Source organism: Streptomyces sp. NPDC051219, from assembly GCF_040682335.1.
Taxonomy (GTDB): Bacteria; Actinomycetota; Actinomycetes; order Streptomycetales; family Streptomycetaceae; genus Streptomyces.
In genome coordinates this window covers 208317-222483 of record NZ_JBFBAS010000003.1, presented here as the reverse complement: position 1 = coordinate 222483, position 14167 = coordinate 208317, and the positions used below count along the sequence as shown (strand labels likewise).

10 protein-coding genes and 1 pseudogene are annotated in these 14167 nt (G+C 69.3%); 5 read left to right on the top strand and 6 right to left on the bottom strand.

All coding sequences use genetic code 11. The features are described 5' to 3' along the window. Positions 1-70: 70 nt before the first annotated feature. From AB0M62_RS06000 to AB0M62_RS05985, 4 genes are all read right to left on the bottom strand, one after another. Positions 71-592, bottom strand: a complete 522-nt coding sequence (locus AB0M62_RS06000; protein WP_366072889.1) for a hypothetical protein — start codon at positions 590-592, stop codon at positions 71-73. A 173-nt stretch (positions 593-765) separates the two neighbouring features. Then, a complete protein-coding gene (locus AB0M62_RS05995; RefSeq protein ID WP_366072888.1) occupies positions 766-1620 on the bottom strand; it encodes a hypothetical protein in 855 nt (284 codons plus the stop codon). Between the two features lie 188 nt (positions 1621-1808). Continuing rightward, complete coding sequence (locus tag AB0M62_RS05990; protein ID WP_366072887.1) at positions 1809-2933, bottom strand: metallophosphoesterase; 1125 nt, start codon at positions 2931-2933, stop codon at positions 1809-1811. Between the two features lie 280 nt (positions 2934-3213). After that, entirely contained in the window at positions 3214-4326 is a 1113-nt protein-coding gene (locus tag AB0M62_RS05985; protein ID WP_366072886.1) for a LacI family DNA-binding transcriptional regulator, read from the bottom strand. A 355-nt stretch (positions 4327-4681) separates the two neighbouring features. Between AB0M62_RS05985 and hisC the strand changes: the two genes are divergently transcribed. Next, on the top strand, positions 4682-5761 hold the full coding sequence (gene hisC / locus AB0M62_RS05980; protein ID WP_366072885.1) for a histidinol-phosphate transaminase: 1080 nt from the start codon (positions 4682-4684) through the stop codon (positions 5759-5761). 121 nt (positions 5762-5882) lie between these two features. Here the strand turns inward: hisC and AB0M62_RS05975 are convergent, their stop codons facing one another. Continuing rightward, the gene (locus AB0M62_RS05975) at positions 5883-6254 is read right to left on the bottom strand and encodes a cyclophilin-like fold protein (protein WP_366072884.1); all 372 of its coding nucleotides are present in this window, start codon (positions 6252-6254) and stop codon (positions 5883-5885) included. Between the two features lie 186 nt (positions 6255-6440). On the opposite strand from AB0M62_RS05975, the gene AB0M62_RS05970 reads away from it, so the two are divergent. The 4 genes and pseudogenes from AB0M62_RS05970 to AB0M62_RS05955 form a co-directional block, all read left to right on the top strand. Beyond that, a complete protein-coding gene (locus AB0M62_RS05970) occupies positions 6441-7949 on the top strand; it encodes a cytochrome ubiquinol oxidase subunit I (protein ID WP_366072883.1) in 1509 nt (502 codons plus the stop codon). Between the two features lie 19 nt (positions 7950-7968). Beyond that, the gene (cydB, locus tag AB0M62_RS05965) at positions 7969-8970 is read left to right on the top strand and encodes a cytochrome d ubiquinol oxidase subunit II (protein WP_366072882.1); all 1002 of its coding nucleotides are present in this window, start codon (positions 7969-7971) and stop codon (positions 8968-8970) included. 15 nt (positions 8971-8985) lie between these two features. Beyond that, positions 8986-12612 (top strand): thiol reductant ABC exporter subunit CydD, encoded by a 3627-nt coding sequence (gene cydD / locus AB0M62_RS05960; protein WP_366072881.1) that lies wholly within the window; start codon positions 8986-8988, stop codon positions 12610-12612. Positions 12613-12758: 146 nt separating this feature from the next. Continuing rightward, positions 12759-13235: pseudogene (locus AB0M62_RS05955) on the top strand (M23 family metallopeptidase); the annotation flags it as partial. A 42-nt stretch (positions 13236-13277) separates the two neighbouring features. On the opposite strand, the gene AB0M62_RS05950 reads toward AB0M62_RS05955, so the two are convergent. After that, positions 13278-14132: an HAD-IIB family hydrolase gene (locus tag AB0M62_RS05950; RefSeq protein ID WP_366072880.1), complete on the bottom strand. Its 855-nt coding sequence runs from the start codon at positions 14130-14132 to the stop codon at positions 13278-13280. Positions 14133-14167 lie beyond the last annotated feature (35 nt).

Here is a 14167-nt window from a genome sequence, read left to right as displayed (position 1 = left end):
GCCGCGAAAAAGGCGGTCCGGGTCGGCTCACTTCCCTGTCATTCGGGGGCGTATACCGGTGCCTTGCGGGTCACTTCCGGGTCAGGACGCAGAGTTCACCGCTGTCGGGGTCGCCGACGTACGTCCACAGCGCCGGGGCGTCCTGGGTGCCGATCGCTTCGTACGAGAAGAATTCGTCGTTGTAGTCAAAATCGACTTGGGTGGCCGGGGCATCGTCGTCCGGCAACGCCCATTCGTCGTGCCGCCAGGTGCCCGGACCCGGTGCGAGGACGACGGGCTCGTCGGCCGTGCAGACCCCGGCCGCCGTGAATGTCATGTCCGGAGCCAGGGCGAGAGTCCCGCCCTCCTCGTCCTGCCAGGCGCCGACCAGTTCCGCCTGCGTGAGCACGAGCGGGTCACCGAGGGGCACCGGCGGCGGAAACAGGTACCGCCCGAGGACCATCAGGCCGAGCAGCACGGCGGGCGTGAGCGCCAGCAACAGCCCGCAGCCCAGGGCTGCCGCGCAGCCACCGACCAGCGGCAGCTGCCACTTCCGCCGCGGCGGGACGTCCCACTGGGCCGGGGCGGCCTCGGGCAGGCCTTCGGTACTCAACAGGCTCCCCGGCGGTCACTGGCGGCGGCCACCACTCGGGCCGGCACCGCCATCATGCACGTGCCGCCGCGGGGCGACAGCAGGGGGTGCCCCGGCTCGTGGACGCGGCCACCCCCGTCGGCCCTGTCCTCGCCGGCCCTGTCTCCGCCGGCCCGGTCTTCGCCGGTCTTCCCTCAGTCCGGCTGGTGTTCCGGGCCGCCGAAGTCCGGGCTGGTGAAGTCCGGACTGCTGTAGCTCGGGCGCCCCGCCGACGGGCCGCCGTCCGGACCAGGACTGGTGAAATCCGGGCGGCTGTAACCCAGGTTCGGGATACGGCCCACGGGGCGGCGTGGGGCGGAGGCGGCCGGGTCGGTGCTGGGGTCCGCCAGGGCGTCGCGCAGGAACGGCAGGATGCCGCGCTCGAGCAGGGCGTTGCGCCAGGCCTCGCGGGCCCGGAAGACCTCGTCGGGGAGCTCGTCCGACTCGTTCGCCACCACCTCTGTCTCGCTGTTGCGCAACGCGGTGAGCAGCAGGCCGACCGCGGCGACGAGGATGGCCGCCGCGGTGAGGCCGCCGAAGAGCCAGCCCGTGGTGATCATTGTGTCCGCGAACGCCGGCTCCGGGGTGAGCAGCTTGAGGATGTAACCCACGAGCAGGAAGATCAACGCGGCGGTGCCGGCGAGGACGGGCGCGAGCACGGCGACAATCGCGCTGAGTCCGGCGCCGCTGGTCACGTCGGCCAAGCCCGTTCCCGACCCCGCACCTGGGCCCGTGCCCGTGCCCGTGTCGAGAGTCAGTCCGCCGCGGGCCGCGGACGGATCCCGGAGCTCCTCGCGGACCTTCACGAAATGCTCATACTCGGCGGCGGCCGCCGTGGTGAGAAGCGCACTTGCGTTCAGTGCCATCGTGCGCAGTTGTTCGGCGTTGAGCCGCTCGCCGATGGCCGACAGATCAGGACGGTCGTGCGCGGTGCGCAGTGCCTCATCGAGGATCCGCTCGAATTCCGGACGGTCCTCGGTCAGCAGGTGCGGAGCGCTGGTCATGTGCATCCCCCGATGCTCCGTAGGGCCGGTTTGCCCGCGTAGACCGGGCAGTCGGCGGAAACGGAGGAGAGTCTGCTACGGATAAGCCGATGGTAGAACGCCTACGGCACGCGGTGACAGGGCCTTTGCGGAAATTGGCCGCACGAGCCGGGCCGATCTCCCCCAATCAACCACGGAGTCTGCACCATTGGGAGTCAATTGCCCAAAGGGAGTTGGACTACCAGGAGTTTGCCTGCCATGGTCACTCCGCCGTCCATCGCGATGGCGAGCCCGTCGGCGTACACGTGCGGCCCGTCGACGCCAGGCGTTCCGCCGTCCTCTCCGTCCTCCGAGCCGACTTCGCCGAGGAGATACGGGATCGGGCTGTGGCCGTGGACGACGCGCTGCCCGCCATAGGCGCCGAGCAGCTCCCGGACCGCCTGGGGACCGGTGTCGTCGCGGAATGCGAAGCGCTTGGTGAACTTCCGGAAGAGGTCCCAGCACTCGTTGGCGTCGTTGCGGTTGAGGACGTCGTGGACGGTGTCGTTGACGGCCTCGATGGAGTCGCCGTAGTCGAGGTAGGCGGTCGTGTCGGAGTGCATCAGCAGATGTCCGTCCGCCTCGACGACCGCGTCGAGGCGGGCCATCCACTGGAGGTGGACGTCCTGGAGGCGTTCCATGTCGGTGCGCTGGCCGCCGTTGAGCAGCCAGGCGGCCTGGAAGGTGGCGGTGCCGGCACCGGAGTTGACCGGTGTGTCGCCGAACCGCTTGGCGCCGAGAAGAAGCAGTTCGTGGTTGCCCATCAGGGCCTTGCAGTAGCCGCCCGCGGCCGCGGCCTCGGCGGAGAGCCGCATGACGAGGTCGATGACGCCGATGCCGTCGGGGCCACGGTCGGTGAAGTCGCCGAGAAACCAGAGCCGGGCGGTACCGGCGGACCAGTGGCCGTCGGCGTCGATGAGGCCCTGGGCGTGCAGCTCGGTCACGAGTTCGTCGAGGTAACCGTGGACGTCGCCGACGACGTACAGCGGCCCGGGGCCGTCGGGGGTCGGCGCGCCGGCCGGGTCCGCGTCGGAGTCCGGGTCCGCCGGGACCTGGACCTGGACGGTGTCGCCGGGGCCGCCACGGCCGATGACCGGGAGATCGCGCTGCGTCGGGGTGTAGCCGTCGGGTTCCTCGGCCGCGTACGGAACCTGCTCAGCGGTGTACGGCACCCGCTGGGCCGCGTACGGGTCGGGCTCGGCGGCATACGGAACGGACTCGTGCACGGGCACCGGAGGAACGCGGAAGTCCCGCAATGTCGCCGTCCGCACCACGGGTCCCTGACCGGCCCCCTGTGTCATCGACCCCTCCACCACCGTCGCGCCGCCGTACACCGTCGGACCTTCCTGGTCGTGGGGGTCCGCGGTGTCGTGCGCCCATCATAGGAATGCGGCTCGTGCTGTGTGACGCACCAGGGGTGGTGAATCGGAGCAGGCAACGAGGTTCGCCGGGTGTTTCTCCCGAAATGGGTGGGATCGCTCGTGGTGGGTCCTGAAGGTTTCGGTCGGTAGATGGTGAGGGGTTTCGTCCGGGAGGCCGTGGGGGAGCCCGTGCGCGAGCCCGTCGGGGAGTCCGTCGGGCTCATTCCTGGGACGGGGAGCGCGGTGCGCTGACCGTGGTGCGTGGCGGGCGGCGCTGCGACGAGGTGCGGATGATGAGTTCGGTCGGTATCACCTGCTCGATGGGCCGGCCGGTGTCGATGCCCTCGATGGCGTCGATGAGGAGCTGGACCACGGCGGTTCCGATGCGGCGCGGCTTGAGCGAGAGTGTGGTGATGGGCGGTTCGGTGTTGGCGTACACGGTGGACTCGCTGCAGCAGACCAGCAGGAGGTCATCGGGGACGCGCAGCCCGTACCGCCGGGCGGCGGCGAGCAGGTCTGTGCCGTTGGGGTCGAAGAGCCCGTACACGGCGTCGGGCCGGTCGGGCCGGGCGAGCAGCCGGTCGGCGGCGACGGCGCCGGCGCACGGGTCGTGGGCGGGGTAGGACTCGTACACCGGGTCTTGTCCCACGCGGTCGCACCAGTTGAGGTACGCGGTGGTGGAGAGCCGGGTGTAGGTGTCGGTGGTGGTGCCGGTGAGCAGTCCGATCCGGCGGGCGCCGGCGTCGGCCAGGTGGTCGAGCAGTCCCAGTACGGCGGCCTCGTGGTCGTTGTCGACCCAGGCGGTGACGGGGAGGGAGCCGGCCGGGCGTCCGTCGGACACGACGGGCAGGCCCTGTCGTACCAGCTCGGAAACGACCGGGTCGTGGTCGGAGGGGTCGATGACGACGGTGCCGTCGAGGGCGACGTTCGACCAGACGTCGTGCCGGGAGGTGGCGGGGAGGATGACCAGGGCATAGCCGCGGGCGAGCGCGGCGGAGGTGGCCGCTCTGGCCATCTCGGCGAAGTACGCGAATTCGGTGAAGGTGAAAGGTTCATCCCCGTAGGTCGTCACGGTCAGGCCGATGAGGCCCGACTTTCCGGTACGGAGCGTGCGGGCCGCCGCGGATGGGCGGTAGCCCAGCCGCTCTGCGACCTCGCGGACGTGGCGGCGGGTGGCATCAGGGAGCCGGCCCTTGCCGTTGAGCGCGTCGGAGACGGTCGTGATGGAGACACCGGCTGCGGCGGCCACGTCCCTGATGCCCGCTCGCCCTCGCCGGCTGCCCCGCCGGGGTGTGTCCGTCCGGCTTACCTGGTGCTTCCCTGCTGCTGTCATGGCGAGCCGATAGTAGGGCTCGGACGGGTGGTTGGTCCGCGTGCATATGCACTCGTTGACAGGCACGTTTCTGCAAGGTTCACCACCCCCAACTACCTTAGAAACGGAGGCAGTTGGGGTTAGAGGGGGTGATCTGGCGCTCATCGACCGGCGCGGGCCTGCCAAGGAACCGATGTTTCGAAGCGGTCTCAACTCACCTTCACGAGGGATGCGCGCCACGGCGCAAGCCACCGGCGCGCGACGATTGAGGGGCGCTCCCCCCTTTCTGTCCGCCGCCCATTCGCAGCAGAGCGGAATCCTCATAAGGTGAGGAGTATTGAGTTGCACGGGAACGGTCGGTCGAGGAGGACCTGCGGTGAGCGAGAAGAGCCCCAAGCTGCGCGCCGAGCTGGACGGCATCCCCACCTACAAGCCGGGCAGGCCTGCCGCGGCCGGGGGTCCGTCGGCGTACAAGCTGTCCTCGAACGAGAACCCGTATCCGCCGCTGCCCGGTGTGCTCGAGAGCGTGATCGCCGCGGCCGGGAACTTCAACCGCTACCCGGACATGGCCTGCACGGGCCTGATGAACGAGCTGGCCGAGCGGTTCGCGGTTCCCGTTTCGCACCTGGCGACCGGCACCGGCTCGGTCGGTGTCGCGCAGTCGCTGCTGCAGTCGACGTCGGGGCCTGGCGACGAGGTCATCTACGCCTGGCGGTCGTTCGAGGCCTACCCGATCATTACCCAGATTTCTGGCGCGACGGCGGTGCCTGTTCCGCTGACGGCCGGCGACGTGCACGACCTGGACGCGATGGCGGACGCGATCACCGACCGGACGCGGCTGATCTTCGTGTGCAACCCGAACAACCCGACCGGCACGGTGGTACGCAGGGCCGAGCTGGAGCGATTCCTCGACCGGGTCCCCACGGATGTGCTCGTGGTCCTGGACGAGGCGTACCGGGAGTTCATCAGGGATGCCGATGTCCCCGACGGCATCGAGATCTACCGCGCGCGACCGAACGTGGCTGTGCTGCGCACGTTTTCCAAGGCCTACGGGCTGGCCGGCCTGCGGGTCGGATTCGCCGTCGCACACGAGCCGGTCGCGGCCGCGCTGCGCAAGACGGCTGTCCCCTTCGGTGTGAGCCAGCTCGCCCAGGATGCGGCGGTGGCTTCGTTGCAGGCCGAGGACGAACTCCTCGGGCGGGTCGGCTCACTGGTTTGTGAGCGCAACCGGGTCTGCGAAACGCTGATCAAGCAGGGCTGGACCGTGCCCGAGACGCAGGCGAACTTCGTCTGGCTGCGGCTGGGGGAGCGGACGACCGACTTCGCCGCGGCGTGCGAGCGGGCCGGTGTGGTGGTCCGGCCGTTCGCGGGGGAGGGCCTGCGGGTCACGATCGGTGAGTCCGAGGCCAATGACCTGTTCCTGCACACGGCCGAGGCCTTCCGTCAGGAGCTGTAGGCCGCGGGGCAGTAGCGCGCAGTCGGTACGCGCAGCTGCAGGCAGTTGGTGCGCTCGGCTGTAGGTGTAGGTGTAGGTCTTGGAGATGTGATTCACCGTGTGGTCGGGAGGTTCCCGCTCCCTATGGCACGAGTTCCACCCGGATCGGGTCACCGTCGCGCACGGTGGCCAGCAGGCGCGGGTCGCCGTCGATCCGGCCGAGCAGATTGCACGGGCTCGCGAGGCGGCATTCCCCGCCTCGCGAGATCGGTGTGGGGCCGTACGGCAGGGCTAGCGCGTCGCCGTCGGTCCAGAACGCGACCGTGCCCGGTCCCACCACCTGCTGCGCGTCCGGTTCGAGGGCGGCGGTCAGGCAGGTATCGAAGTAGACCTCCTCACCCCAGGTGTGGGCGGAGGCGGAGAGCGGCAGGGCCGCGATGAGGACCTTGCTCGTCGGGGTCCGGTCGAGGGTTGCCGTCAGGTGCCCGGCAGGCCAGGAGATTCGGATCTTCATGGTCGGATTCAACAATATGTTGAAGAAATCCGGAAGCCACCCCCCGGTGGAACATGCGAAGTTTCTATGAGCAATAATGCTTGTGAATGTGAACGCTTTCACAAGCGCGTCCTGGTTTGTCACGCGATGTCAGTGAACAACCGGGGAGACGGCCGCTGTGACAACGGTGAAGTAAGGAGAGACGACGTGGACCTCGCTCTTGCGCCAGAGACTCTCGCGCGCTGGCAGTTCGGTATCACCACCGTCTACCACTTCCTCTTCGTGCCTTTGACGATCTCTCTCGCCGCGCTGACCGCGGGCCTGCAGACCGCCTGGGTGCGGACGGAGAACGAGAAGTACCTCAGGGCCACGAAGTTCTGGGGAAAGCTCTTCCTGATCAACATCGCCATGGGTGTGGTCACCGGCATCGTTCAGGAGTTCCAGTTCGGCATGAACTGGTCCGACTACTCCCGCTTCGTCGGCGACATCTTCGGCGCCCCGCTTGCGTTCGAAGCCCTGATCGCCTTCTTCTTCGAGTCCACATTCATCGGGCTGTGGATCTTCGGCTGGGACAAGCTGCCGAAAAAGATCCACCTCGCGTGCATGTGGATGGTGTCGATCGGCACCGTTCTCTCCGCGTACTTCATCCTGGCCGCCAACTCCTGGATGCAGCACCCGGTCGGCTACCGGATCAACGAGGAGCGTGGGCGGGCGGAGCTCACCGACTTCTGGCTCGTGCTCACCCAGAACACCGCGCTCACCCAGTTCTTCCACACCATGACGGCCGCCTTTCTCGTCGGCGGCGCGTTCATGGCCGGCATCTCCGCCTTCCATCTGGCGCGCAAGCGGCACATCCCCGTGATGCGGACCTCCCTGCGCGTAGGGCTGGTGACGGTGGTGATCGCCGGAGCACTCACGGCCGTGAGTGGTGACCTGCTCGGCAAGGTCATGTTCAAGCAGCAGCCGATGAAGATGGCCGCGGCCGAGGCGCTGTGGGACGGCGAAGCGCCCGCACCCTTCTCGGTCTTCGCGTACGGAGACGTCGACGCGGGCCACAACAAGGTGGCCGTGGAGATCCCGGGACTGCTTTCCTTCCTGGCCAACGACGATTTCACCTCGTACGTCCCCGGCATCAACGACGTCAACAAGGCGGAGCAGGAGCGGTTCGGGCCCGGGGACTACCGGCCCAATATCCCGGTCGCCTACTGGGGCTTCCGCTGGATGATCGGCTTCGGTATGACGTCCTTCGGTATCGGGCTCCTCGGCCTCTGGCTCACGCGGAGGAAGTTCCTTCTGCCGCCGGGGCTGCGCACCGGCCACGACGAGGTGCCGGGTCTGGTGCTCTTCCGGAACAAGGCCCTCAGTCCCAGGTTCACCACGTGGTACTGGATCGTGGCGCTGTGGACGATGGCCTTCCCGCTGATCGCCAACTCCTGGGGCTGGATCTTCACCGAGATGGGCCGCCAGCCCTGGGTTGTCTACGGCGTCCTGCGCACCCGCGATGCGGTCTCCCCCGGTGTCTCGCAGGGCGAGGTGATCATCTCGATGACGGTCTTCACCCTCCTCTACGCAATCCTCGCCGTGATCGAGGTCAGGCTGCTGCTGAAGTACGTCAAGGCGGGACCGCCCGAACTCACGGAGGCCGACCTCAACCCGCCCACCCGGATCGGCGGCGACGACAAAGACGCCGACCGACCCATGGCCTTCTCGTACTGAGTCGCTGAGGAGCTGAGGTATGGAACTCCACGACGTCTGGTTCGTGCTCATAGCCGTTCTCTGGACCGGCTACTTCTTCCTCGAGGGCTTCGACTTCGGGGTCGGGGTGCTGACCAAGCTGCTGGCCCGCGACCGCAAGGAGCGGCGGGTCCTCATCAACACCATCGGTCCCGTCTGGGACGGCAACGAGGTCTGGCTGCTCACCGCCGGCGGTGCGACTTTCGCTGCCTTCCCCGAGTGGTACGCGACCCTCTTCTCCGGCTTCTACCTGCCCTTGCTGCTGATCCTCGTGTGCCTGATCGTGCGCGGGGTCGCCTTCGAGTACCGGGCGAAGCGGCCCGAGGAGAAGTGGCAGACCAACTGGGAACACGCGATCTTCTGGACCTCATTGCTCCCCGCGCTGCTGTGGGGTGTCGCCTTCGGCAACATCGTGCGCGGGGTGAAGATCGATGCCGAGATGGAGTACGTCGGCAGCCTCGGGGACCTGGTCAACCTCTACTCGATACTCGGTGGACTGGTCACGCTCACTCTCTTCACCTTCCACGGCGCTGTGTTCACCGCCCTCAAGACGGTGGGGGACATACGGGACCGGTCACGGCGGCTCGCGACCTCACTTGGTCTGGTGACGGCCGTGCTGGCACTTGTCTTCCTGGCCTGGACTCAGATCTCGCGCGGCGACGGCAAGAGCCTCGTCGCGATGATCGTGGCGGTTCTCGCCCTTGCGGCGGCGCTTGGCTTCAACGTGGCGGGGCGAGAAGGCTGGGCGTTCGCCCTGTCCGGGGTCACTATCGCGGCGGCTGTCGCGATGCTGTTCCTGACGCTGTTTCCGAACGTCATGCCGTCCTCGCTGAACGAGGAGTGGAACCTCACGGTCACCAACGCCTCGTCCAGCCCGTACACCTTGAAGATCATGACCTGGTGTGCGGCGGTCGCAACGCCGATCGTGCTGCTGTATCAAAGTTGGACGTACTGGGTGTTCCGCAAGCGGATCGGGACGCAGCACATCGCCGATGCGCACTAGTGGGGGATGTTTCACGTGAAACCGATCGACCCGCGTCTGCTCCGTTACGCCCGGTCCACACGTCACTTCCTCGTAGCCGTGGTGGTCCTCGGGCTGGCCGGAGCGGGCCTGGTCGTGGCCCAGGCCATGCTTATCGCCGAAGTGGTGGTGGGCGCGTTCCAGCGGAGTCCGGACGGCTCCGAGCTGCGGACACCGCTGCTCCTGCTCGCGGTTGTGGCACTCGGACGCGGGCTGGTGGCCTGGCTGACCGAGCTCGCCGCTCACCGGGCCGGCGCGGCGGTGAAGTCCGAGCTGCGTGTGCGGCTGCTGGAACGGGCCACTGAACTGGGGCCCGGCTGGCTCAGTGGACAGCGCACCGGATCTCTCGTCGCGCTGGCGACCCGCGGGGTCGACGCCCTCGACGACTACTTTGCTCGCTATCTGCCCCAGCTGGGGCTCGCGGTGGTGGTTCCGGTCGCGGTACTGGCCAGGATTGTCACCGAGGACTGGGTCTCGGCCGCGGTCATCGTGCTCACCCTTCCGCTGATCCCGCTCTTCATGGTCCTCATCGGATGGGCCACCCAGGCCCGGATGGACCGCCAGTGGCGGCTGCTGTCCCGGCTGTCCGGACACTTCCTCGATGTCGTCGCGGGGCTGCCCACGCTCAAGGTTTTCGGCCGGGCCAAGGCCCAGGCCGAGTCGATCCGTGCCATCACCGACGACTACCGCCGAGCGACACTTCGGACGCTGCGTATCGCCTTCCTGTCATCGTTCGCCCTGGAACTGCTCTCCACCCTCTCGGTCGCCCTGGTCGCGGTCGGCATCGGTATGCGGCTGGTGCACGGGGACCTCGACCTCTACACCGGTCTGGTGATCCTGGTCCTGGCGCCGGAGGCGTACTTGCCACTGCGTCAGGTCGGAGCGCAGTACCACGCCGCCGCCGAGGGACTCTCGGCGGCGGAGGAGATCTTCTCGGTACTGGAGACGGAGCCGCTGCGGGTGGCTGGGACAGCCGCCGTCCCGGCGGGCCCACTGCGCGTTGAGCACGTCATGGTCCGTCATCCCGGGCGCACCGAACCCTCGCTCCCTACGGTGTCGTTGACGGTCCAGCCGGGCGAGACAGTGGCGATCGTCGGCCCCAGCGGAGCCGGCAAGTCCACGCTGTTGGGCGTGCTGCTCGGCTTCGTGCCTCCTACCGATGGGCGCGTAATGGTCGGGGACGCCGACCTCGCGTCGCTCTCCCCCCAGCAGTGGCGGGAGCAGATCGCCTGGGTTCCGCAGCGGCCCCATCTGTTCGCGGGCACCATCGCGGAGAACGTACGGCTGGCGCGACCGGACGCCGACGACGCGGCCGTACGGACGGCGCTCCGGGAGGCAGGCGCCTACGACTTCGTCGAGGCACTCCCCCAAGGTGCGGACACGGTGCTGGGTGAGGGCGGTACGGGACTCTCCGCCGGCCAGCGCCAACGGCTGGCGCTGGCCCGGGCCTTCCTGGCGGACAGGCCGCTGCTGCTGCTCGACGAACCGACGGCGAACCTGGACGGCGAGACGGAGGCGGCCGTCGTCGACGCAGTGCGCAGACTAGCCGTAGGCCGTACGGTCCTGCTGGTCGTCCACCGGCCGGCGCTGCTGGCGGTGGCCGACCGTGTGGTGCGGCTGGCTCCCGCTCTCGACATGGTGGAGGGGCACGGAGGGGCCACGGCTCTGTGGACCCAGGACGGTGCTCCCGGTATAACGGTGACGGAATCCACTTCCGCACCGGACGCGCCGCAAGCCGCGGGCGACGACCGCGCACATGGGGCTCAGCTTGCCCGGGTGCGGCGGGACGCCGCGGCGCTGCGTGGGCGCTTCGGACTGGCGTTGCTGCTCGGGAGCCTCGCGGTGGGATCGGCCGTGGGGCTCATGGCCGTCTCCGGATGGCTGATCTCGCGTGCGTCCGAGCAGCCGCCCGTGTTGTATCTGATGGTGGCCGTGACGGCGACCCGCGCGTTCGGCATCGGGCGGGCCGTGTTCCGCTACGCCGAGCGCCTGGTCTCGCACGATGCGGTGCTCCGGATCCTGGCGGATCTGCGGGTGAGTGTGTACCGGCGGCTGGAGCGGATCGCCCCGGCCGGACTCCGCGAGACCCGGCGTGGGGATCTGCTGTCCCGGCTGGTCTCCGACGTGGACGCTCTGCAGGACTACTGGCTGCGGTGGCTGCTGCCGGTCGGCACGGCCCTGCTGGTGGGCACCGCATCGGTCGGATTCACCGCATGGTTGCTCCCCGAGGCGGGTGCGGTGCTCGCGGCCGGGCTGCTCGTCGCGGGCGTGGGGGTGCCTGCGCTCAGCGGTGTGGGCGCCCGGCGGGCGGAGCGGCAGCTGGCTCCGGCCCGCGGCCGATTGGCGACCCGGATAGTGGATCTCCTTTCCGGCACGGCAGAGTTGACTGTCGCGGGAGCCCTGGAGGGGCGCAAGGCGCAGGCCCGGGAGGCGGACTCCATGCTCACCCGCCTTGCCTCGCGGGGCGCCGCCGCGACCGCGCTGGGCGGCGGTCTGTCCGCACTCGCCTGCGGCCTGACCGTGGTGAGCGCGGCGCTCGTCGGAGTGGTCGCCGTCTACGACGGGCGGCTGCCCGGAGTGCAACTGGCGGTGGTCGTACTGACTCCGCTGGCCGCATTCGAGGCAGTCAGCGGCCTGCCGCTCGCCGTCCAGTACCGGCAACGCGTGAAGCGCAGTGCCGAGCGGGTGTACGAGGTGCTCGACGCTCCGGTGCCGGTCACCGAGGCGCGCGTACCGGCCCGGAGGCCCGAGTCTCCCTTCCCGCTGAAGGTGAGCGGGCTGTCCGCCCGATACCCGGGGCAGGAGTGGGATGCGCTCAGCGATTTCGATCTGACCCTGGAGGCAGGGCAGAGGGTCGCCGTCGTCGGTTCCTCGGGTTCCGGCAAGACAACGCTCGCCCAGGTGCTGCTCCGCTTCCTGGACGCGCGAGAGGGGTCGTACACCCTCGGTGGAACGGACGCGTCAGCGTTGCACGGCGACGCGGTGCGCGGGTTCGTCGGGCTCTGCGCCGAAGACGCGCATCTCTTCGACAGCTCGGTGCGGGAAAATCTCCGGATGGCCCGCACCGGGGCCACGGAGGGGGAGCTGCGGGCCGCCCTTGCCGCCGCCCGGCTGCTGGAGTGGGCCGACGGGCTGCCCGACGGGCTCGACACCCTGGTCGGCGAGCACGGGGAGCGGATCTCCGGCGGCCAGCGCCGGCGACTTGCCCTGGCCCGTGCGCTGCTGGCCGACTTTCCCGTACTCGTACTGGACGAGCCTGCCGAGCACCTCGACCTGGAGACGGCGGACGCGCTGACGGCAGATCTGCTCACCGCGACCGCGGGGCGTACGACCCTGCTCATCACCCACCGGCTGCAGGGGCTGGACGCGGTCGACGAGGTGATCGTGCTGGACGGGGGCCGGGTCGTGCAGCGCGGTACGTACGCCGAGCTGGCGGCGGCCGAGGGGCCGCTGCGCCGGATGCTGGAGCGTGAGCTGGCGACCACCGTCCTGTACGGACTGACCGTCGACGGGTCCTCGGCGGTAGTCGATGACGGGCTTTCCCCGCCCTACGACGCCATCCGGGGCCGGACAGGGGTCAGGGAGGTATCGCTGTCGGCCAGACGGTCCTATCGAGGCAGTTGATACGAAAAACCGTGCCGGGGCTGGGCGACGATCCGTGCATGCGACGTGGACCACTTGGGCTGCCCCTCGTTCCCGTGCTGTGCGTATGCGGCGGGCTGCTGGTTTCGGCGGTCACCAGCGGAGGAAGCGACGGATCGGACAGCGGTTCCGGGGCGGCCGGACCGTGCCCCGGCGCAGTGCGCGTGAACCAGCCCAGCGGTGCGGCCGGCGGGCTGAGCTGGGTCCTGCCCGTGGAGGGCTACGTGTTGTCCACGTCCTTCGGCAGTACCGGGGCACGTTGGTCGAACGGGCACACCGGGCAGGACTTCGCCGTTCCGTCCGGCACGCCCGTGCGTTCGGTGGGCGACGGACAGGTCGTGCGCGTGGCGTGCGGCGGCGCCTTCGGCACCGAGATCGTGGTCGGGCACCCCAACGGCTACTACTCGCAGTACGCGCACCTGGCCTCGGTCGCCGTAGATCGCGGGGAACGGGTGCGCACCGGCCAGTGGATCGGACGGGCGGGGTCCACGGGCAACTCGACCGGGCCGCACCTCCACTTCGAGATGCGGCTCACACCCCACCACGGTTCGGGTGTCGACCCGGCGCGCTGGCTGCGCGCACACGGGGCGGATCCCACCGAGTAGGCGGGCCCGGCAGGGTGGCGCTCGGCACCGGACAGGGACTGGCTAGAGGCGGCCGTCGCGGCACTCGGCGAGGATGCGCTCGATGACGACGGCGACGCCGTCCTCGTTGTTCGCCACGGTGCGTCCGGAGGCTGCGGCCACCACGTCGGGGTGGGCATTGCCCATCGCGTACGACGTGCCGGCCCAGCTCAGCATCTCCAGGTCGTTCGGCATGTCCCCGAAGGCCACGACCTGCTCGGGCGCGATGCCGCGCTCGGCGCAGCAGAGCGCGAGCGTGCTGGCCTTGGAGACACCGAGCCCGCTGATCTCCAGCAAAGCGGTGGCGCTGGAGCGCGTGATGGACCCGAGGTCACCCGCCGCCGTGCGGCCGAGGGTGAGGAAGTCGTCAGGCGCGAGCTCGGGGTGGTGGGCGAGCAGCTTGAGCACCGGCGCTCCGGCACCCTCCGACTCCTCGTGCAGGAGCTTCTCGGCGATGGCGACGGTGGCGCCCGGGTCTAGGAAGAACGGCGGGTAGGTCGGCTCGTAGTGAATACCGGTGGTCAGCTCGACCGCGAAGGACGTCCCGGGGGCGGCGGCGCGGAGCGCGTGCACGATTTCGAGGGCGCGTGCCCGCTCAAGGGCGCGGACCTCGATGATCCGGCCGCCTGCGTGCAGATCGACGACCGCCGCGCCGTTGGCGCAGATCGCCAGGCCGTGACCATGCACATGGGCGCTGACGACGTCCATCCAGCGGGCGGGGCGTCCGGTGACGAAGAAGACCTCGATCCCGGCCTCCTCGGCGGCCGCAAGGGCGGCGATCGTACGGTCCGAGACCGATTTGTCGTCACGCAGCAGCGTGCCATCCAGATCGGTGGCGATCAGCCGGGGGCCAGTGAGGTTCTTGGGAGCTGAGGTCACGGATCCATCTTCGCGCACCGGGGTGCACGAGCGTT